The organism is Zafaria sp. Z1313 (genome assembly GCF_050563205.1).
GTDB lineage: Bacteria > Actinomycetota > Actinomycetes > Actinomycetales > Micrococcaceae > JAZDCJ01.
Window position 1 is genome coordinate 21,188 of record NZ_JBNWUK010000009.1, and the last position, 18,860, is coordinate 40,047.

The 18,860-nt window shown below is 75.6% G+C and carries 17 protein-coding genes and 2 tRNA genes; 17 read left to right on the forward strand and 2 right to left on the reverse strand.

The window, feature by feature from the left end:
• The first annotated feature begins 8 nt into the window (after positions 1-8).
• The 10 genes from ACQ3I4_RS10190 (at position 9) to ACQ3I4_RS10235 (ending at position 11,593) form a co-directional block, all read left to right on the forward strand.
• A complete protein-coding gene (locus tag ACQ3I4_RS10190) occupies positions 9-1,340 on the forward strand; it encodes a glycosyltransferase family protein (RefSeq protein WP_430633502.1) in 1,332 nt (443 codons plus the stop codon).
• Positions 1,327-3,939: a glycosyltransferase gene (locus tag ACQ3I4_RS10195; RefSeq protein ID WP_430633503.1), complete on the forward strand. Its 2,613-nt coding sequence runs from the start codon at positions 1,327-1,329 to the stop codon at positions 3,937-3,939. Before ACQ3I4_RS10190 ends, ACQ3I4_RS10195 begins: the two co-directional genes overlap by 14 nt.
• Positions 3,936-5,972, forward strand: coding sequence for an ABC transporter ATP-binding protein (locus tag ACQ3I4_RS10200; RefSeq protein ID WP_329860681.1), 2,037 nt, complete (start codon positions 3,936-3,938; stop codon positions 5,970-5,972). The genes ACQ3I4_RS10195 and ACQ3I4_RS10200 overlap by 4 nt, the downstream gene beginning before the upstream one ends.
• Positions 5,969-7,195, forward strand: coding sequence for a hypothetical protein (locus tag ACQ3I4_RS10205; RefSeq protein ID WP_329860679.1), 1,227 nt, complete (start codon positions 5,969-5,971; stop codon positions 7,193-7,195). The genes ACQ3I4_RS10200 and ACQ3I4_RS10205 overlap by 4 nt, the downstream gene beginning before the upstream one ends.
• A gap of 80 nt (positions 7,196-7,275) precedes the next feature.
• Complete coding sequence (locus ACQ3I4_RS10210) at positions 7,276-8,379, forward strand: phosphotransferase (protein ID WP_329860678.1); 1,104 nt, start codon at positions 7,276-7,278, stop codon at positions 8,377-8,379.
• A 163-nt stretch (positions 8,380-8,542) separates the two neighbouring features.
• Positions 8,543-8,614 (forward strand) — tRNA-Thr (locus ACQ3I4_RS10215).
• Between the two features lie 70 nt (positions 8,615-8,684).
• A tRNA-Met gene (locus ACQ3I4_RS10220) sits at positions 8,685-8,758 on the forward strand.
• 149 nt (positions 8,759-8,907) lie between these two features.
• Positions 8,908-10,287, forward strand: a complete 1,380-nt coding sequence (locus ACQ3I4_RS10225) for an ATPase (protein ID WP_430633504.1) — start codon at positions 8,908-8,910, stop codon at positions 10,285-10,287.
• Positions 10,280-11,221 (forward strand): DUF2797 domain-containing protein, encoded by a 942-nt coding sequence (locus tag ACQ3I4_RS10230; RefSeq protein ID WP_430633505.1) that lies wholly within the window; start codon positions 10,280-10,282, stop codon positions 11,219-11,221. The genes ACQ3I4_RS10225 and ACQ3I4_RS10230 overlap by 8 nt, the downstream gene beginning before the upstream one ends.
• A 126-nt stretch (positions 11,222-11,347) precedes the next feature.
• Positions 11,348-11,593, forward strand: coding sequence for a hypothetical protein (locus ACQ3I4_RS10235; RefSeq protein ID WP_430633506.1), 246 nt, complete (start codon positions 11,348-11,350; stop codon positions 11,591-11,593).
• Between the two features lie 115 nt (positions 11,594-11,708).
• Here ACQ3I4_RS10235 and ACQ3I4_RS10240 read toward each other — a convergent pair whose 3' ends face one another.
• Together ACQ3I4_RS10240 and ACQ3I4_RS10245 are read right to left on the reverse strand one after the other, a co-directional pair.
• On the reverse strand, positions 11,709-13,391 hold the full coding sequence (locus ACQ3I4_RS10240; RefSeq protein ID WP_430633507.1) for a SulP family inorganic anion transporter: 1,683 nt from the start codon (positions 13,389-13,391) through the stop codon (positions 11,709-11,711).
• Positions 13,388-13,876: a metalloregulator ArsR/SmtB family transcription factor gene (locus tag ACQ3I4_RS10245; protein WP_430633508.1), complete on the reverse strand. Its 489-nt coding sequence runs from the start codon at positions 13,874-13,876 to the stop codon at positions 13,388-13,390. The genes ACQ3I4_RS10240 and ACQ3I4_RS10245 overlap by 4 nt, the downstream gene beginning before the upstream one ends.
• A gap of 141 nt (positions 13,877-14,017) precedes the next feature.
• On the opposite strand from ACQ3I4_RS10245, the gene ACQ3I4_RS10250 reads away from it, so the two are divergent.
• The 7 genes from ACQ3I4_RS10250 (at position 14,018) to ACQ3I4_RS10280 (ending at position 18,736) form a co-directional block, all read left to right on the forward strand.
• Positions 14,018-14,464, forward strand: a complete 447-nt coding sequence (locus ACQ3I4_RS10250) for an FAS1-like dehydratase domain-containing protein (protein ID WP_430633509.1) — start codon at positions 14,018-14,020, stop codon at positions 14,462-14,464.
• A gap of 3 nt (positions 14,465-14,467) precedes the next feature.
• Positions 14,468-14,914 carry a MaoC family dehydratase gene (locus tag ACQ3I4_RS10255; protein WP_329860672.1) on the forward strand — a complete coding sequence of 149 codons (447 nt, stop codon included), beginning with the start codon at positions 14,468-14,470 and terminating at the stop codon, positions 14,912-14,914.
• Between the two features lie 44 nt (positions 14,915-14,958).
• Positions 14,959-16,191 carry an MFS transporter gene (locus ACQ3I4_RS10260; RefSeq protein WP_430633510.1) on the forward strand — a complete coding sequence of 411 codons (1,233 nt, stop codon included), beginning with the start codon at positions 14,959-14,961 and terminating at the stop codon, positions 16,189-16,191.
• Positions 16,188-17,267: a UDP-N-acetylmuramate dehydrogenase gene (locus ACQ3I4_RS10265; RefSeq protein WP_430633511.1), complete on the forward strand. Its 1,080-nt coding sequence runs from the start codon at positions 16,188-16,190 to the stop codon at positions 17,265-17,267. Before ACQ3I4_RS10260 ends, ACQ3I4_RS10265 begins: the two co-directional genes overlap by 4 nt.
• A gap of 14 nt (positions 17,268-17,281) precedes the next feature.
• Complete coding sequence (locus ACQ3I4_RS10270; RefSeq protein WP_430633512.1) at positions 17,282-17,794, forward strand: DNA glycosylase AlkZ-like family protein; 513 nt, start codon at positions 17,282-17,284, stop codon at positions 17,792-17,794.
• Complete coding sequence (locus ACQ3I4_RS10275; RefSeq protein WP_430633513.1) at positions 17,722-18,411, forward strand: DNA glycosylase AlkZ-like family protein; 690 nt, start codon at positions 17,722-17,724, stop codon at positions 18,409-18,411. The genes ACQ3I4_RS10270 and ACQ3I4_RS10275 overlap by 73 nt, the downstream gene beginning before the upstream one ends.
• 133 nt (positions 18,412-18,544) lie before the next feature.
• Entirely contained in the window at positions 18,545-18,736 is a 192-nt protein-coding gene (locus ACQ3I4_RS10280) for a hypothetical protein (protein ID WP_329860668.1), read from the forward strand.
• Positions 18,737-18,860 lie beyond the last annotated feature (124 nt).

An 18,860-nucleotide genomic window follows, 5' to 3' on the forward strand; every position in this document is an offset into this window, starting at 1 on the left:
GCTCAGCGATGGACATGGACCCGCACGGACCGGGCTTGAGGGTGGTCCTGTACTCCCACGATTCGGTGGGGCTGGGGCACACGCGCCGGAACCTGGCCATCGCCCACGCGCTCGCGGACCGGCTCCCCGCCGCGACGGGCCGCCGCGTCTCGGGGCTGCTCATCACGGGCGAGCGGAGCGCGACGTCGTACGCCTGCCCCGAGGGCTGGGACTGGGTGGTCATGCCCGGCATCCGCAAGAGCCGCGGCCGCTACGCGCCCCGCACGCTCAACGTCGGGATGGGGCGCCTCATGGACGTCCGTTCCTCCCTCATCGACGGGACGCTGGGCGCCTTCCGCCCGCACGTGATGATCGTCGACCGCCACGCGTTCGGCGTCGACGGGGAGCTCGACGCCCCGCTCGCGAGGCTTCGCCGCGAGAACCCGGACTGCCGCGTTGTGCTCGGCCTGCGCGAGGTCCTCGACGATCCCCAGACGGCCGCCGCGGAGTGGGCCCGCATCGGCGTGGACCGAATCCGCACCGTGTTCGACGAACTCTGGGTCTACGGCGATCCCGCGGCCCACGATCCCCTGGCGAGCGGCGAGATCCCGCCCGACCTCGCGGATCTGCTCCGCTTCACCGGGTACCTGTCCCTCGGACGCCACGGCGCGTCGCCGCCCGAGACGGAGCGGCCGTTCCTCGTGACGATGGTCGGCGGCGGCTCGGACGGCTTCGCGCTGACCGCCGCGGCGGCCGCGGCGTCGATCCCGGACGGGTACCGGCACCTCGTGGTCACGGGCCCGCAGATGCCGCCGGCCGCGCGCCGCCGCGTCCAGGCGCTGGCCGCTCCGGGCACGCGCGTCGTCGATTCCGTGCCGGACGGGCTCGGCTATGTCGAGGCGGCCGCGGCGGTCGTCGTGATGGGCGGCTACAACACCGTCTGCGAGGTCCTCGGCTCGGGCACGCCGGCCCTCGTCGTCCCGCGCGAGGAGCCGCGCCGCGAGCAGCTCATCCGGGCGTCGGCCCTGGCCGGCAGCGGCGCCGTCGACCTCCTGCGCGCCGGGGACGCGACGCCGGAGGCGCTCGCCTCCTGGTTCGCCGCCGCCGTCGCGCCCGTTCCCCCCGAGAGTACGACGCCGGGGCCCGCCGTTTCCCGGGCCCGGCCCGCCGCCGTCGCAGCGGCCTTCCCGGAGGGGACGACGCCGGGCGTCCCCGCCGCACAGCACGCGGCGCGATCCCGGCTCGACCTCGACGGCCTCGCCGCCGTCGCCTCCCACGCCGCCCGCCTCGCGGCCGCCGACGCGCGCTCCGCGGCCCGGCTGGCCCCCACCGGAAAGGAACCCCTCCATGCAACGGCCTGATACCGCACACCGCACGGGCTACGTCGTCAAGGTGTACCCGCGCTTCTCCGAGACGTTCATCGTGACCGAGCTCCTGGCCCGCGAGGCCGCGGGAGAGCAGCTGGAGGTCTTCGCGCTGCGCCCCACGAGCGACACGCGGTTCCACCCGGAGCTGGCCCGCGTCAAGGCTCCCGTGCGCTTCGTGGCGCGGGCACGCAAGCTCACCGAGGGGTGGGCGGTGCTCGCGGAGGCCTCGGCGACGGTGCCGGGCTTCGACGCCCGTTTCGCCCGACTGCTTCCGGAGCTGTCGGGGTACGACGCCGACGAGGTCCACCAGGCGGCGGCCCTCGCGACCGCCGCGGTCCGCTCGGGCATCACGCACCTGCACGCGCACTTCGCCTCGCTCGCGGGCAGGACGGCCGAGCTCGCGTCGCTGATGTCGGGGATCCAGTTCTCGGTGACGACGCACGCGAAGGACCTCTTCCACGAGTCGGTCGACGCGGGGCGGCTCGGCCGGATGCTCGGCCGGGCGCACCACGTGGTGACGATCAGCCGCTACAACCTCGAGCACCTGGCCGCGGCCTATCCGGAGCACGTCGACAAGGTCCACCTCTTGTACAACGGGCTGGAGCTCGAGCGCTTCCCGTTCACGGAGCCGCGGCCCGTCCGGGGACCGCTGCGGATCGCCGCGGTCGGCCGGCTCGTGGAGAAGAAGGGCTTCGCCCAGCTGCTCGACGCCGTCGCGGAGCTGGGACGCCGCGGGGTTCCCGCCGAGCTGCGCATCGCGGGAGAGGGCGAGCTCGAGGACGGGCTGAGGAGCCGCGCGGCCCGGCTGGCCGGGAGCGTGAGGGCCGAGCTGCTCGGCGCGTGCACGCAGGCCGAGGTGCGCTCGCTCCTCGAGTGGGCGGACGTCTTCGCCGCCCCGTGCGTCGTGGGCGCCGACGGCAATGCCGACGGGCTGCCGACCGTCCTGCTCGAGGCCATGGCCATGGGCGTGCCCTGCATCGCGACCTCGGTCACGGGCATCCCGGAAGCGGTCCACCCAGGGGCTCCGGGAGTTCCGGGAGGGGTGGCCGACGCCGGTCCCGCCCTGGGCGCGGTGCCCGGGCGCCACGGCGCGGCCGGCCCGGCCACGGGCGTCCTGCTCGAGCCCGGAGACGTGCCGGCCCTGGCCGAGGCCCTGGAGGCCGCGGCCGGAGGGGACTTCGACCGCGTCGGCCTGGCCCGGTCCGCACGGGCCTTGATCGAGGAGCGCTTCGACTCCGCGCGGCAGGCGCGCGCCCTGGCCCGCCTCGAGGACACGGCCGGCCCTGTCGCCGCGGTCAACGCCGCGGACCCCGCGGTCCACCGCGGACCTGCCGTGGCGGGGCGGACGGCGCGGCCGGCGGGCGGCGAACGCCGCGCGGACGTGCCGCCGCGCGACCTCGACGGCCTGCGCGTCGCCTACGTGTGCCTCGATCCGGGCATCCCCGTGTTCGGGTCCAAGGGCGCCTCCGTCCACGTCCAGGAGGTCGTCCGCGCCCTGCGGGCCCGCGGCGCGGCCGTGACCCTGTACTGCGCGCGGACCGGCGGCGCACCGCCGGCGGACCTCGACGGGCTGCGCGTCGTGGAGCGCCGGCTCGGCCGCGGCCCCGCCGCCGAGCGGGAGCTGGCCCAGATCCGGGCCTCCAGGGAGGCCGCCCGCAGGATCGCTGACGACGGCGCCGACCTCGTCTACGAGCGCTACAGCCTCTTCAGCACGGTCCTCGCCGAGCTCGGCGGCCAAGGCGTTCCGGGGATCCTCGAGGTCAACGCGCCGCTCATCGACGAGCAGCGCCGGCACCGCGAGCTCCACCACGAGGGCCGGGCCCTCGAGGTCGCCCGCGCCCAGATCGGGGCGGCCGTGCGGACCGTCTGCGTCTCCGGCGCGGTCGCCGACTGGGCGCGCGGCCACGCGCCGGCCGGGGCCGCCGACCGCGTCCGCGTCGTCGCCAACGGCGTCAACACGGACCGGATCCGCCCCGGAACCGGGACCGCGCCGTCCGCGGTGCCGACCGTCGTCTTCGTCGGCACGCTCAAGCCGTGGCACGGCGTGGAGACGCTGATCGACGCCGTGGCCGCTTCGGCCGGCCGCTGGCGCCTGCGGATCGTCGGCGACGGCCCCCTGCGCGGGGCGCTCGAGGACCGGGCCGCGGCGCTCGGTCCCGCCGCCGCGGGCCGCGTCGAGTTCACGGGCGCCGTCGCCCCGGAGCGGATCGGGCCGCTGCTCGGCGACGCCGAGCTCGCGGCCGCCCCCTACCCGGCAGCGAGCGAGGCCGAGTCCTACTTCTCGCCGCTGAAGATCTACGAGTACCTCGCGGCGGGGCTGCCCGTCGTCGGCAGCCGCGTCGGGCAGGTGCCGGGCATCGTCGACGACGGCCGCACCGGGGTGCTCGTGGAGCCGTCCGACGCCGGTGCCCTCGCCGCCGCGCTCGACGCCCTGGCCGCCGACCCTGCGCGTCGGGAGGGGATGGCCCGGGCCGCCCGCGCCGAGGCCGTGGAGCACCACGGCTGGGACCGCGTGCTGGACCGCATCCTCGACGGGCTCGATCCGTTCCCGGCCGCGGCGCCGCGCATCGTCGACGAGGAGGTCTCCGCATGAGCACCGAAGCACCCCGGCGCGATGCCGCCGGGACCACCCTCGGCCGGGCCCCGGCGTCGTCCGGCCCCGGAACGCCGGAGGCGCCGGACCCTACACGCGAGGCGCCCCCGGCCCCCGGGAAGGGCGGGGCGGACAAGCCCCGCGCCTTCCGCCGCACCCTCGCCATCCTCCGCCCGCACGTGGGCGGCAACGGCCGTCTGATGGCCGGAGGCGTCGTGGCCCTCTTGTTCGAGGTCGCCTTCCGCGTCCTCGAACCGTGGCCCGTGAAGTTCGTGGTCGATGCCGTCACGCGCAGCCTCGGGGCGGACCTCGGCGACGGGATCGCCGGCGCCACGGTGCAGCTCCTCGCGGCCTGCGCTGCGGCGGTCGTCGTGGTCGTCGGGCTGCGGGCCCTGTGCAACTACCTGTCCACGATCGCGTTCGCGCTCGCCGGCTCCCGCGTCGCGACGTCCCTGCGCCAGCGCGTGTTCGCCCATGTCCAGGCCCTGCCCGGCACGTTCCATGCAGGCTCCCGGACGGGCGACACGGTACAGCGCCTCGTCGGCGACGTCGGCAAGCTGCAGGAGGTCGCCGTGACCGCGGGGCTGCCGCTGCTGGCCAACGTCGTCACGCTCCTCGCGATGGCCGGGGTGATGTTCTGGCTCGACCCGCTGCTCGCGCTCGTCGTCGTCGTGGCCGCGGCCGCCTACGCCCTGTTGTCCCGCGGCAGCACCTCCAGCATCACGGGCGCGTCCCGCAAGACGCGCAAGGGCGAGGGCCAGCTCGCGAACATCGCCCAGGAGAGCCTCGGCGCCATGCGCGTGGTCCACGCCTACGGGCTCGAGCGCGAGCTCGAGGGCCGCTTCGCAGGCTCGAACCAGAAGACCCTCAAGGACGGCGTCAAGGCCAAGCGGCTCGCGGCCGGGCTCGAGCGCCGCACCGACGTGATCGTCGGCTTCGCGACCGCCGCGGTCCTGTTCGGCGGCGGCTGGCGCGTCCTCGACGGCGGCATGACGCCGGGCGACCTGGTCATCTTCCTGACCTACCTCAAGACGGCCATGAAGCCGCTGCGGGACATGGCCAAGTACACGGGACGGATCGCCCGCGCGGCCGCGTCCGGCGAGCGCGTGGCGGACCTCCTCGACGTGCCCGTCACCATCGCCGACGGCCCGGGATCGCGCGGCCTGGCCCGCGCCGACGGGCGGATCGAGCTGCGCGGCGTGCGCGCCGGGTACGCCGGCGGCGAGGACGTGCTGCGGGGCGTGGACCTCGTGATCCCCGCCGGGCAGAAGGTCGCCGTGATCGGCCCGTCCGGCTCGGGCAAGTCCACGTTGTCCCTGCTGCTGAACCGCCTGCTGGAGCCGAGCGCCGGGACCGTGGCGCTCGACGGGCTGGACCTGCGCCGCATCACGCTGTCCTCGCTGCGCTCCCTCGTGGGACTCGTGCCCCAGGAATCGGTCCTGTTCAACGGGACGATCCGCGACAACATCCGCTACGGCCGGCTCGACGCCGGCGAGGAGGAGATCATGGACGCCGCCCGGCGCGCCCACGCCCACGACTTCATCCACGAGTTCCCCGACGCCTACGACACCCACGTCGGCGAGCGCGGCGGCACCCTGTCCGGCGGGCAGCGGCAGCGGATCGCGATCGCCCGCGCCATGCTGCGCGACTCGGCCGTCGTGGTGCTCGACGAGGCCACGACGGGGCTCGATCCCGAGTCCGCGGGCCACGTCCTGGACGCCCTCGAGCGCCTCGCGGAGGGGCGCACCACGGTCAGCATCACCCACGATGCCGCGACCGCCCTGGCCGCGGACCGGATCCTGTGGATGGAGCGCGGGCGGATCGTCCTCGACGGCTCCCCGGAGCAGTTGCTGTCCGACGGCGACGGCCGCTTCTCCGAGTGGGTGGCGCGGCAGCGGGAGGACGACGACGGGGCGGAGCCCCCGGGTGCCGCAGCGGTGCCCGCGTGCGCCGCGGCTGAGCCCGCGGCTGAGGCTGCGGTGGCACCCGCGGGGATTCCCCGGCAGTCCGTGCGGGAAGGAGGCGGGCGATGAGCGTCGACGTCGTGCGTCGCGCCCCCGCCGGTGCCCACCTGCTGCCCGCCGTGCGCCTGATCCTCGACGAGGCCCCGGGCGGCGGGATCCTCGACCCGCTCACGGACGGCCATCCAGTCGACCACTTGCGCTACAAGCCCGGCCGCTCCGTCGTCGGACGCGTCCACGGCCCCGGCGGTCCGCGCTGGATCGCCGGCTTCTCGCCCCGGGCCGCCGCGAAGGCCGGGAAGCTGCGCCACCACGCCGCGCGCCGCGGCCTCGAGCTGCCGATGCTCGAGGTCCCTGGAGCCCCCGGCCACGTGCTCCTGGCCGGTCCCGTCGGCGAGGACAAGAGGCTGCACCGCGCGCTCAAGGCGGCCGGGCTCCTCGAGGCCGGAGGCGGGCCCCGCGGGCACGTCCTGAACTACAACCCGTGGCGCCGGCTCGTCCTGGAGCTGCCGCCGGGCGTCCTCGCCGGGGTGGAGCAGCGGGCGGTCGCCAAGACCGCCGCGGCACCGCACGGCTCGCACGGCGGCGCCGGCGCCACCCTGGCCCAGCTCGTGGCGGGGCTGCACCGGGAGGGGGTGCCCGTCCTCGTCCCCCGGGAATCCGCCGACCCGAGGACCCTCGTCTATCCGCACTACGGCTGGGGAGACTGGGCCGGGGAGGGCGCCGGGCCCGACGAGGGGACGTGCCACGCGGCGGCCGAGGCCCTCGCCCGGCTGCACCGCAGCGCCGTCCACCCGTTCCGGCACGTCGACCCCGCCGCGCGCGCCGCGGCCGCCGTCCGCGCCGTCTCCACCGTAGTCCCCGGCGCGGGGGAGGCCGCGGGGCGGATCGCGCGGGCGCTGCTCGACGCCGCCGCCCGCCACGACGGGTCCGCGCACAGGTCCACGCACGGCGTGGTCCATGGAGACTTCTCCGCGGACCAGGTCCTGCTCGGGCCGGACGGGATCCGGTTCATCGACCTGGACCGGATCGCACTGGGGCCGGCCGGATGGGACCTGGGCTGCTTCGCGGCGTCCGAGCTCCTCGCCGGCCGCGGGACGGAGCGGTCGGAGGAACTGCTCGCCGCCTATGGCGCGGGCGCTCCCCGCTTGCGGCCCGCGGTCGGTGCGTTCCGCGCCTGGACGGGACTGCACGTGCTCCTGAGGGCCGTCGAGCCCTTCCGGGAGAACCGGGCGGACTGGGCCGAACAGGTCGTGGACCGGGTCCGCCTCGCGGCGACGGCGGGGCTGCGGTGAACCCCCGGACGGGCTCTGGCGGGACGGGGCCGGGCGCGCGTACGGGCCTGCGGACCGGCGCGCTGCCCTCCAGCGTCCGGGTGGCCGGGGAGGTGCTCGAGGTCGACCGTTCCTGGCCCCGCCCCGACGGGACGCTCTTGTTCGACGCGGCCGACGCGGCAGGACGCCTGCGCGCGGGCCGCGTGCGGGACGGCCGGATCGAGGTCCTGCCCGCGGGCGAGGACCCGCGCCTGCGCCCGGCCCCGGGCGGCCCCCGTTTGGCCGCCCCCGGTACCGGCGCCCGGCTGCTCGTGCACCGCTGGGGACGCCGCGCGGTCCTGCGCGAGACCGCTGCCGGGCCACGGGCCGACGCCGGGCCGGGCGCCGGGGCCGGGGCAAGGGCTGGCTCCGCGGCCGCGGCCGGGGCGGAACCGGGAGGCACCGTCTACCGGAAGCTGTTGCGCCCGGGGAAGGCGCCCGCCGTCGCCCGGGTCTCCGACACCATGGCGGGACTCGCCGCCCGGGCGGGGCTCGGCGCGCCGCGCGTGCTCGGCCACGGCGGCGGGCACGTCGTGTTCAGCGCCCTGCCCGGCCGCGAGCTGTCGGCCCTCGCGGGCAGCGGGGCATGGGACGCCGCGTGGGGCGCCTGGGCACAGGCGTGGCCCCGGCTCCTGGGCGAGCGGGCCCCCGGCGGCTTCGCCGTGCACGACGCGCGGCGCGAGGCGGGCGTGCTGCGCGACTGGGCGGGGCACCTGGCCGCCTTCGACCCGCTCGGCCTCGACGCCGCGGAACGGGCGCACCTGGAGCGCCGGGTCGAGTCGGTTGTGGGCCAACTGGCCGAGGACGGGGCCGCCGCGCCCCTCGTTCCCTGCCACCGCGACCTGCACGAGCGCCAGTTGCTCTACGACGCGGCGACCGGGCGGATCGGCCTGCTGGACTTCGACACGGCCGCGCTCGCCGAGCGTGAGCTCGACCTCGGCAACCTTCTGGCCCACCTCGTGCTGCGCGTCGACCAGGGCTCGCTGCACGCCGGCGAGGCCGCCGCCGCGCGGCGTCACGTGCTCTCCGTGTCGGACGCGGTGGGCGCGGATCCGGGGCGGCTCGAGGCCTATACGGCGTCGGCCTCGTTGCGGCTGGCCTGCGTCTACGCCTTCCGTCCGAAGTGGCGTCCGCTGGCCCGGATCATGCTGTGGCGCAACGAGTGATCCTCCCTCCGCGCCGCGCAGGGTCTGGCCGCCCTGTGGCGCCGGATCCCCGCGCCGCGCCGCTCCCGATCCGGGGCCCGCTGGGACCCCCTATGGCACGGGCCACAAGGGGCGGTTTTGGTTTTTGTGCAGCGCCGAAATGCTGGTAGAGTTTTTCTCCGTTGCCCCCCTAGCTCAGTGGTAGAGCGCAGTCTTGGTAAGACTGAGGTCACGGGATCGATTCCCGTGGGGGGCTCTGAATGGAAGGCCCGCGTCCGTGTCGCCTCGCAAGAGAGCCCGACGCGGGGCGGGCCCTTTCCATTCGTGGCGGTGTAGCTCAGCTGGTTAGAGCGCACGACTCATAATCGTGAGGTCCCGGGATCGAGTCCCGGCACCGCTACAGAACAAGGATCCCCGGCCCCGTGCCGGGGATCCTTTGCGTTGGAGGCTGCCCGGCGGGCCTTCTGCCGGCGCTTCAGCGCCTAAGCTGGTGCAGGTGTGTGCCGCGCATCGAACGACGTGTGTTGACTGCTGGAGGGAACAGGACTGATGGCCGTGGGGGAACCGAGCCGGGAATTTCCGACGCGGGCGGAGCTGCGGCGCGCGCGCCAGGCCGCCGAGGAGGAGCGTCGGGCCGCGGAGGCCGCCGAGCGGCTGCGGCAGGCCCGGACGGCCGTCGAGCCCGATCCGGAGGCCGTCGACGAGTTCGACGACGTCGCTGAGAGCCGCCCCGAGGACGGTGACCTCGAGCCCCAGGGCCGGGTCGTCCCCGCCGACGCCGACACGGCGGCCGGGGCTCCGCTCGAGTCTGCGATCGAGCCGCCCGCCGCGCAGCGGCAGCCCGACGACGACGCCGCACGGCCGCCCGCCGCGGACCCCGTGCCGTCCGCGCCCGCACCCGCGGGCACGACCGGTCCGGCCGCGCCCGCCGCCGACACCCTGGGCAGCCCCGAGGCCCGGCGCCGGGCACTGCGCGAGCTGAACCCGGCGTTGACCGAGCGCGAAACGTTCCTGCGCCAGGGCGACGACGTCGACCTGCCGCCGGAGCAGGGGCTGCGCGGCGTGCTGGCCCGTCTCGGCTTCGACGTCAAGCCCTCCGAGCGCGAGCGCCAGCAGCGCACGTGGAGGCGCCAGGTCGGGGCCCGCCTGGACCGGCCGCGCACCATCTCGGTGGTCAACGGCAAGGGCGGCGCCAATAAGACGCCGACGGCCGTCCTCCTCGCGGCCGCGTTCGGCCGCAACCTGGGCCAGCCGGTGCTCGCGTGGGACAACAACGGCACCCGCGGCACCCTGGGCTGGCGCACCGTCCAGGGCGGGCACGAGGCGCATGCGATGGATCTGCTGGCCTCCGCCTCCGAGCTCGCGCACGCCCCGGCCGGCGAGCAGCGCATGGACGGGTTCGTCCACTACCAGACGGAGGACCGCTTCAGCGTGCTGCGGACGGACCCTACGCTGTTGGCGTCGGAGCAGCACCTGACCGCCAAGGACTTCGACGTCCTCCATGCCGCCGTCTCCAACTACTTCGCCCTCACGGTGATCGACTCCGGAAACGACGAGTCGGCGGAGCGCTGGATGCGGATGATCGACCACACGGACCAGCTCGTCATCGCGAGCACCACGGTGGAGGAGCACGCGGAGGCCGGTGCCCTGCTGCTCGAGGCGCTCGCTCAGCGCGGCGGGCACTACGCGGAGCTGGCCCGCAACGCCGTCGTGGTCGTGAGCCAGCACGAGCAGCGCGGCAGCCGGGAGCAGCTGGGCCGGATCGCCTACGGCTTCCGCCGGCTCGCCCGGGCGGTCGTCACGGTGCCGTACGACCCGTCGCTCGTGAAGGGCCAGATCCGCTTTGAGGCGCTGCGCCCGGCCACGCGCCACGCGTGGCTCGAGGCCGCGGCCGCCGTCTCCTCCGGGCTCAACGGGCCGCGTGTCTGAGCAGCTGCTCTGCGCCGGCCTCTCGTGGCCGGCGCAGGACGGCGCGCCGCGCCTCGCCCTGTCCGGGGCGGACGGCACCGACCACTCCGTCGTGCTCGAGCCCGGCACGCGGCTCGCCTTCACGGTGGGGCCGGGCCGCTGGTGCCTCGGCCACACGAGCGTCGAGTCCCGCACCGAGCGCACGCACCACCCCTGTCCGACGGGCGCGGCGGCGGAGCGCGGCACCCAGTGCGGCCCGTGCTTCGGCCGCGATCAGACCCGGCTCATCCATGATTTCCACCGTTCGGGCCAGGCCCCGCCGGGGCTGCGCGACTACCTCATGCAGCCGCATTGGCTCTACGTCGCCGGCTTCGCCCACGGCGCGGCGAAGGTCGGGACGGCGGCCGCGCCGGGCAAGTGGCGCCGCCTCGCCGAGCAGGGCGCCGTCGTGGCAAGCTACGTGGCGCTCGCCGCCGACGGGCGCACGGTGCGGGTCCTCGAGGACGCGGTCACGCGGGAGTGCGGGCTCGGCCAGGCGGTGCGCGCCGCGGGCAAGGCGGCGGGGCTCGCCTCGGCCGCCGGGGCGGAGTACGACGCCGGGGCGCTGGCCGCCGCGCACCGCGAGAGGACCGCACGGGTCCGGGAGTTCCTGGCCGGCGTCCTCGCCGACGCGGGCATCGAGGCGGCGCCGTTCGACGAGGACTGGATCCTGCCGTCGGCCGCGGAACCCGTCGTGGCGGCGTGGGGCGCGGGGCGACAGCACGCCTATCCGCACCGCCTCGACGGCGGGACCCACGGTTTCACGGTCACCGGCGTCATCGGCCAGGGCCTCCAACTCGGTCTCGACGGCCTGGCGGCGCCGTTCGTCGCGGACGCCTCCGTGCTCAAGGGCCGGCGCATCTCCTGGACGCGGGCCGCGAGCGAGGCCCCGGCCGTGCAGGACTCCCTTTTCTAGCCCGCGAGTCCAGAACGCCCGCTCTGGTCTGCAGATCCTGAGGGCCCGGGGCCGTGGTGCACTGCAGGATCTGCAGACCAGACCAGGAGTGCGGGGCCGGCGCCGCGCGCCGATAGGATGGACGGCATGATCACGACCCCGTGGGACGCCGCCTCCCCGCTGTACAAGAAGCTCGTCGTGGCCTCCATGTCCCTGTCGCTGCTGGGGATCGTCCTGGCCGTCGTGGGCGCGGCCGGCGGGAACCGCTCCCTCATGTACACCGCCGTCGGGATCCTGCTGACCGGCGTGGTCCTGCACGTCGTCGGGCTCGTGGTCCGCGGCCGCGATGTGAAGACCTTCCGCAGGGACAACCCGCCCACGCCCCGGCGTTAGGCGGTCCGGCGGCGGAAGCGGGCGCCTGGCCGCCCCGCTGTTGAGCGCCCGCCTCCGTGGCGCGGGGCGCGACGACGGCGCCCGGCCGCCCCGGCGTCGTGTCCGTCCGGAACTCCTACGCGTCCCCGCCCTCCCGCGCTTCCGCGTTGCGCCGCACGTGCGAGCGCGCGTGCTCGATCGCGGGCGGCAGCTCGTCGAAGCGGTGCTTGTAGTGGCGCAGGGCCCGCACGACGCCTACCGTGTCCGCGAGCCGCACGTGCTCGGGTTTGATCCCCTTGATGAGTACGGTGATCCCGCGCCGCTCCAGGATGCCGATGATCTCGGCGAGCGTGTGGGCACCCGTCGCGTCCAGCATCCGCAGGTGGGACAGCCGCAGCACCACGACTTCGACGCCGCGCACGCTGGAGATCTCCTGCAGGATCCGCTCGGCGGCGCCGAAGAACATCGAGCCCTCGAGCCGGAAGACCGCGATCCTCTCATCGCCGGGCACAGGTTCCCCGCCGATCTCCTCCCGTGCGACGCCCGAGAGCCGCGCCACGGAGCGCAGCGCGAAGAACGCGGCGACGAGGACGCCGATCTGGATCGCCTCGATGAGGTCGAACGCCACCGTGATGAACGCGGTCACCACGAAGAGGGCGGCGTCGGCGCGCGAGGAGCGCAGGATGGAGGCGGCCGTGTGCCGGGAGACCATGCGGGTCGCGGTGACCATGAGGATCCCGGCGAGCGCGGCGAGCGGGATCCTGGACACGAGCGGCGCGGCGGCGTAGACGACGACGAGCAGCAGCAGCGCGTGCACGATCGCCGAGGCGCGGGTCCTCGCGCCGCTGCGGACGTTGACGGCCGTGCGGGCGATCGCCCCGGTGGCCGGCATGCCGCCGAAGAGCCCCGAGGCGATCGAGGCGAGGCCCTGGCCGGCGAGCTCGCGGTCGGGATCGTACGGGCCCGTCGTGGCACCGGAGGGGCCGGCGAGGCCTGCGGCGACGCGGGCGGAGAGCAGCGATTCGATCGCGGCGAGCGCGGCGATCGCGAGGGCGGGACCGGCGAGCTCGGAGAGCAGTTGCGAAGTGACGGCGGGAAGGCCCGGGGCGGGCAGGGAGTCCGGGAGCGCTCCGATGCGGGCCACCGGCAGGGCGGCGGCCTCCGCGACGAGGGTGGCCAGGACGACGGCGATGAGGCTCGCCGGGAGCGCGGGGTGCAGGCGGGGGAGCAGCAGCATGACGGCGGCGACGCCGACCACGAGCGCGAGCCCCAGTCCGGCCTCCGGCCACTGCGCGCCGGCGACCGCGTGCCACGCGGCGACGGCCGTGTTCTGCCCCGCCTCAACCTGCGTGCCGGTGGCGAGCGGGACCTGCTGCAGGAAGATGATGGCGCCGATGCCGAGCGTGAAGCCCTCCACGACGGGCCAGGGGATGAACGCGACGGCGCGGCCGAGCCGGCTCAGCCCCAGCGCGAGGACGACGAGGCCGGCCATGAGGCTCAGCAGGGCCACGCTCGAGGCGCCGTGCACGGCGACGATCGGGGCGAGGATGACGGCCATCGCGCCCGTGGGGCCGGAGACCTGGACGTGGGAGCCGCCGAACACGGCCGCGACGATCCCGGCGACGACGGCCGTGACGAGCCCGGCCGCGGCGCCGACGCCGGAGGAGACGCCGAAGGCGAGCGCGAGCGGCAGTGCGACGATGCCGACCGTGAGGCCGGCGGCGACATCGGGCCGCCAGGAGGTGCCCAGCTCCGCGTAGTCGTCGCGCCGCGGCAGGAAGCGGCCCGCGTAGGACGCCGCAGCCCCCGCCCAGCTCATCCCGCGGCCCCCGCCGGCCGGGGGCCGGCCGCGTCCGCCGGCCACGCCCTGCCGGTCTCCGCAGCCCCCGTTCTCCGGGCCGCGCCGGCCCCCGGGGCCGGGGCTCCGGCGTCGTGCCCTCCTGGGAGCTCCGGGGCGCCCAGGAGGGCCGCGGCCCGCTCCGCCTCCTCCGCCTCGAGGGAGTCCAGGAGGAAGCGGCGGGCGATCGCCAGCAGCTCGGCGACCCCGGGATGGGCCAGCGCGTAGTGCACGTGGCTGCCGCGGCGCTCCGAGACCACCACGCGGTGGCGGCGGAGGACGCGCAGGTGCTGGGAGAGGTGGCTCGGCTCGATCTCGATGCGCTCGAGGAGCTCCGAGACCGTGAGCGTTCCGGCCGGATCGGCGCTCAGGAGCTCGAGCGCGCGGATGCGGGCCGGATGGGCGAGCGCCTTGAAGAGGTTGGCCTTGACCTCGTACAACGGGGCCTGGCCGGGGGCGAGCTTCATCGGGTTCCCTTCGCGGTATGACGAATTCATCATATGGCACGCGGCGGGGCGGTCAACGCGGGTCGTCGCGGCTAGGGGACAGGCGGGGCGGTGGCCTAGGGTTGGAGGCAGGCCCACCACCGAAGAATCCCGAGGACCGCCATGAGCATCAACCCCGCCCTGAAGGGGCGCAGCTACCCGGCCGGCGAGCCGTACGTCGTCGGACGCGAGAAGATCCGCGAGTTCGCGGCCGCCGTCAAGGCGATCCACCCGGCCCACAGCGACCCGGCCGCGGCCGCCGCGCTCGGCCACGCCGACGTCGTCGCCCCGCCGACCTTCGCCGTCATCATCGCCCAGCGCGCCGACGCGCAGCTCATCGAGGACCCGGAGTCCGGGATCGACTTCTCCCGCGTCGTCCACGCCGACCAGCGCTTCACCCACCACCGCCCCATCGTGGCCGGCGACGAGCTCGTCACCGAGCTGCACGTCGACCAGGTCCGCGCCATGGGCGGCGGGGCCATGATCACGACCCGCGCCGAGATCGCCACGACCGCCGGCGAGCCCGTGGCCACCACGGTGTCCTCGCTGCTCGTGCGGGGAGAGGACTAGGACATGACCGCCATCGACTTCTCCACCCTCGAGGCCGGTCAGGGCATCGGCGAGGCCGTCGTCGCCGTGAACCGCGCCGACCTGGTCCGCTACGCCGGGGCGAGCGGCGACTTCAATCCCATCCACTGGAACGGGCGCTTCGCCGAACAGGTCGGCCTCCCCGGCGTCATCGCCCACGGCATGTTCACGATGGGCGCCGCCGTGCAGCTCGTCGTCGACTGGTGCGGGGACCCGGCCGCCGTCGTCGACTACCAGACGCGCTTCACCAAGCCCGTCGTCGTCGAGGACCCGGACGGCAGCAACCCCGCGGACGCCCCGGGCACCGAGATCACCGTCTCCGGCGCCATCGGGGCGCTCGACGCCGAGGCCCGCACCGCCCGGGTGGACCTCACCGTGACCGCCGGGGGGCAGAAGGTGCTGGTCAAGGCGCAGGCCGTGGTGCGGTTCTGACCTCCAGAAGCGATGCGGCCGTCGTGGCGTGGCGCAACGGCGTCATGTCCGCGTATTTCGCCTCCGGAATCGTCGTCTCGACGCTCGTCTCGCGCCTGCCCACGGTGCGCGACGACCTGGGCCTCAGCCACGGCGAGGTGGGCCTGCTGCTGCTCTGCCTGACGCTGGGATCCTTCATCACGGTCTCCCTGTCCGGGCTGATCGTCCTGCGCCTGGGCTCCGGAAACGCCATCAAGTACGGTGCCACCCTGGTGGGGGCGGCCCTGCTCCTGGCCGGTTTCGGCTCCACCGTGCTGAACAGCGTGCCCGTCACCGGCACAGCGCTCGCGCTCCTCGGGGCCGGCACGGCCGTGTGGAACGTCGCGTCCAACGTGCAGGGAGCGGCCATGGAGGCCGCGCTCGGCCGCGTCGTCATGCCCGTGCTGCACGGCTTCTTCAGCGTCGGCACGGTCGTCGGTGCCGGGATCGGGGCGGCGTGTGCCGCCCTGCTCCTGCCCGTCGGCTGGCACTTCAGCGCCTCAGGCCTCGGCGTCGTCGCCCTCGTCTGGTGGGCCTCGCGGACCTTCCGCCCGGACGCCCGCCCGGGAGCGGCCCCGGCGCCCCAGTCCGTCTCGACCCACACGGGAGCCCTCGAGATCGTCGCCCCGCCGGTCACGAGCACCTCCAGCACGGGGGCCTCCGTCGGCGGCCGCGCCGCCATGGGGCGCGCGTGGCGCGAGGGCCGGACCGTGCTCCTGGGCATCATGGTCCTCGGCATGGCGCTCGCCGAGGGCGCCGCGGGCGACTGGGTGGCCCTCGCCCTCGCTGACGGCTACGGCACCGCGGATTCGGTCGGCGCGCTCGGCTACGGCGTCTTCGTGACCGCCATGATGACCGCCCGGCTGCTCGGCGGCCGCGTGATCGAGCGCCTGGGCCGCGTCGCCGTCATGCGGCTGAGCGCCGTCACCGCGTTCGCCGGCCTCCTGCTCTTCGTCTTCGGCCCCACGGTCGCGGTCGGCTTCGCGGGCCTCGCGTTGTGGGGCCTCGGCGTGGCGCTGACCTTCCCGGTGGCCATGACGGCGGCGGCCGACGACCCCCGCCACGCCGCGGCCCGCGTCTCCGTCGTCTCGACGCTCGGCTATGGCGCGTTCCTGTGCGGGCCGCCGCTCCTGGGGCTGCTCGCGGACCAGATCGGCCTGCTCAACGCCCTGCTGCTGCCCGCGGTGCTCGTCGTGGTGTCCTTCACCATCGCCGGCGCGGCCCGTCCGGCCGCGGCTGCCAGTAGGCTGGAGCGGTGACCCAGACGCTGCTTTCCGAACTCACCACCAACGCGGTCGGCGGCCCGGCCGACCGGCTCGTCGAGGCCTCCACGCGCGAGGAGATCACCACCGTCGTGCAGGAAGCGGACGCCTCCCGGACGCCCCTGCTGATCGTCGGCGGCGGCTCCAACCTGGTGGTCGACGACGCGGGCTTCGCCGGGACCGTCCTGCGGATCACGAGCCGGGGGATCACCGTCGACGACGACTCCGCGGCCTGCGCCGGAGCGGTCGTCACCGTCGAGGCCGGCCACCCGTGGGACGAAGTCGTCCAGCACACGCTCTCCCGCGGCCTGACGGGCCTCGAGGCCCTCTCCGGCATCCCCGGGTCCACGGGCGCCACGCCCGTGCAGAACGTCGGAGCCTACGGCGCCGACGTCTCCCAGACCATCTCCCGCGTCACGACGTGGGACCGCGAGGCCGGGCGCGTGAAGTCCTTCGCCGCGGCGGACCTCGGCTTCGGCTACCGCGACTCGCTGCTCAAGCGCACCACGGTCAACGGCTCGCCCCGCTACGTGGTCCTCGCCGTGTCCTTCCAGCTCGCGCTCGGCGAGCTGGGCGCGCCGCTGGCCTACGCCGAGCTCGCCCGGGCGCTCGGCCGCGCGCCGGGGGAGCGGGCCCCGGCCGTCGACGTGCGGCGGGAGGTGCTGCGCCTGCGGGCCGGCAAGGGCATGGTCCTCGACCCCGCGGACCGCGACACGTTCAGCAGCGGCTCCTTCTTCACCAACCCCGTCGTCGACGCCGCCGCGGCCGGAACCCTGCCCGACGACGCCCCCCGGTATCCGGCCGGCGGCGACGGCCTCGTCAAGCTCTCCGCAGCCTGGCTGATCGACCGCGCCGGCTTCCCCAAGGGCTTCGGGCTTCCGGGCACGCCGGGCGAGGACCTCGCCGGCGGACGGGCATCGCTGTCCACGAAGCACACGCTCGCCGTGACCAACCGCGGGGGCGCCGGCGCCTCCGATCTGCTCGCCGTGGCCCGCGCGGTCCGCGACGGCGTCAGCGAGCGGTTCGGGATCGAGCTGCACAGCGAGTCGCTGCTCATCAACTGCGCCTTGTAGGCGGGGACGCAGCCGTGGACGCCCGCGAGCCCGGACCCCACGGCATCGCCCGCGCCCGGCTGGCCGACCAGGGGCTGCTGCCCGGCTTCGGCCGGCAGGACGACGCCGCGGCGACGGTGCGCTGGATGGGGATGATGCAGGCCCAGGACCTCGGCCAGGCGTCCTGGGCGCTCGGCGTGCGCCAGCCCGGACTCGGGCTGTCAGGGGTGCGGGATGCCCTCTCCGAGGGCCGGATCGTGCGCACGTGGGGCGCCCGCGGCACCCTGATGCTCGTGGCGACGGACCGCGTCGACGCGCTCCTGGACGTCACGGCCGCCCGCATGGGAGGCCGCCGCGGCCGCTCGGCACCGGCAGCTGGGCATCACGGAAGGCGACGTGTCCGGCATCGTACCCCTGGCCCTGCGCACGGCCGCCGGCGGGGCGACGCGCGCGGCACTCTTCGCGGCGTTCGAGGATGCCGGGGCAGGCGACCGGGGCCCAGCGCGGCGTACACCTGCTGTTCCTGTTGTGCGCCCGCAGGATCCTGATCCAGGGGCCGCCGGCGCCGGGGACGGGGCACGCGCAGCTGTTCGTGCCGTACCGCGAGTGGGTCCCCGGGGCCGCCCGGAGCCCGGGCGCCGTTGATCCGGGCGCCGTGGACCCGCACGACGCCGGGGCCGTGCTCCCCGGACCAGCCCGCCTGGCGCTGGACTACTTCCGCAGCCACGGGCCGGCCACCGAACGGGACCTCGCGTGGTGGCTGGGGTTGCCGCTCGGGACCGTGCGGGCGATGATCGCGGAGGCCGCGCCCCTGCTGGCGTGCCGGCGATGGGACGGCACCGACTACTGGATGGATCCCCGGACCGCCCAGACGCTGCGCGCGGATCCGAACGGTCCGGGAGCCCGTTCGGTCCTGGCGCTGCCCGGTTTCGACGAGCTGCTGCTGGGCTACCGGGACCGCGGCGCCGTGCGCGATCCGGTCCATGCCGATCGCGTGGTGCCGGGCGGGAACGGGGTGTTCAAGCGCGTGGTCGTCGCGGGCGGCCGGGCCGTGGCGACCTGGGCGCCCGGCGCCGCCGAGCCGTTCCCGGGGGAGTGGGGGACGGCGCGGGCACGGGCCTTCGAAGCGAGGATGCGCGAGCACCGAAGGATCCTCGAGGGGTAGGGCCGCGGTGCCCCGAGCGATGGGCCTGCCGGCCGTTGCCCGCTGTAGGGCACCACCGCCGGGCGGTAACGTCTCGGCGTCGGGCGCGGGCACATCGTGGACTTTCCGGTGGGGGCGGGAGCAAGATGGGGTCATGGAACATTCGACCAGTCTTGAACACGCGCTTGACTTGGCGGAAGCCAACCTCAAGGAGGCCAAGCGGCTCCTGGACCACGGCAAGAAGGCCCACGCCGCGGGCGACATCGACGACGCCCGGCTCGAGCAGCTGCAACGGCTCTTCGACACCGCGGCCGAGGACGTCCTGCGGGTCCGCCGGGAGAACTGAGGGCCCCAGCGCCGATCGAGCTCGGGGCGGGCGCCCATCCAGCGCCCGCGAGGGGTCGCGCAGGCGGCCGTCCGCGCGTCAGGCGGGGCCCCGGCGTCGTCCTCGGTGCGTGGCCTTCCGGAGG

Bases quoted from the DNA above. Each gene is read 5' to 3' on its own strand.
- ACQ3I4_RS10245 (WP_430633508.1), bottom strand. From the start codon at position 13,876: ATGAAGCTCGCCCCCGGCCAGGCCCCGTTGTACGAGGTCAAGGCCAAC.
- ACQ3I4_RS10260 (WP_430633510.1), top strand. From the start codon at position 14,959: ATGTCCGCGTATTTCGCCTCCGGAATCGTCGTCTCGACGCTCGTCTCG.
- ACQ3I4_RS10250 (WP_430633509.1), top strand. From the start codon at position 14,018: ATGAGCATCAACCCCGCCCTGAAGGGGCGCAGCTACCCGGCCGGCGAG.
- ACQ3I4_RS10195 (WP_430633503.1), top strand. From the start codon at position 1,327: ATGCAACGGCCTGATACCGCACACCGCACGGGCTACGTCGTCAAGGTG.
- ACQ3I4_RS10255 (WP_329860672.1), top strand. From the start codon at position 14,468: ATGACCGCCATCGACTTCTCCACCCTCGAGGCCGGTCAGGGCATCGGC.
- ACQ3I4_RS10280 (WP_329860668.1), top strand. From the start codon at position 18,545: ATGGAACATTCGACCAGTCTTGAACACGCGCTTGACTTGGCGGAAGCC.
- ACQ3I4_RS10190 (WP_430633502.1), top strand. From the start codon at position 9: ATGGACATGGACCCGCACGGACCGGGCTTGAGGGTGGTCCTGTACTCC.
- ACQ3I4_RS10275 (WP_430633513.1), top strand. From the start codon at position 17,722: ATGCCGGGGCAGGCGACCGGGGCCCAGCGCGGCGTACACCTGCTGTTC.
- ACQ3I4_RS10240 (WP_430633507.1), bottom strand. From the start codon at position 13,391: ATGAGCTGGGCGGGGGCTGCGGCGTCCTACGCGGGCCGCTTCCTGCCG.
- ACQ3I4_RS10235 (WP_430633506.1), top strand. From the start codon at position 11,348: ATGATCACGACCCCGTGGGACGCCGCCTCCCCGCTGTACAAGAAGCTC.
- ACQ3I4_RS10225 (WP_430633504.1), top strand. From the start codon at position 8,908: ATGGCCGTGGGGGAACCGAGCCGGGAATTTCCGACGCGGGCGGAGCTG.
- ACQ3I4_RS10200 (WP_329860681.1), top strand. From the start codon at position 3,936: ATGAGCACCGAAGCACCCCGGCGCGATGCCGCCGGGACCACCCTCGGC.
- ACQ3I4_RS10205 (WP_329860679.1), top strand. From the start codon at position 5,969: ATGAGCGTCGACGTCGTGCGTCGCGCCCCCGCCGGTGCCCACCTGCTG.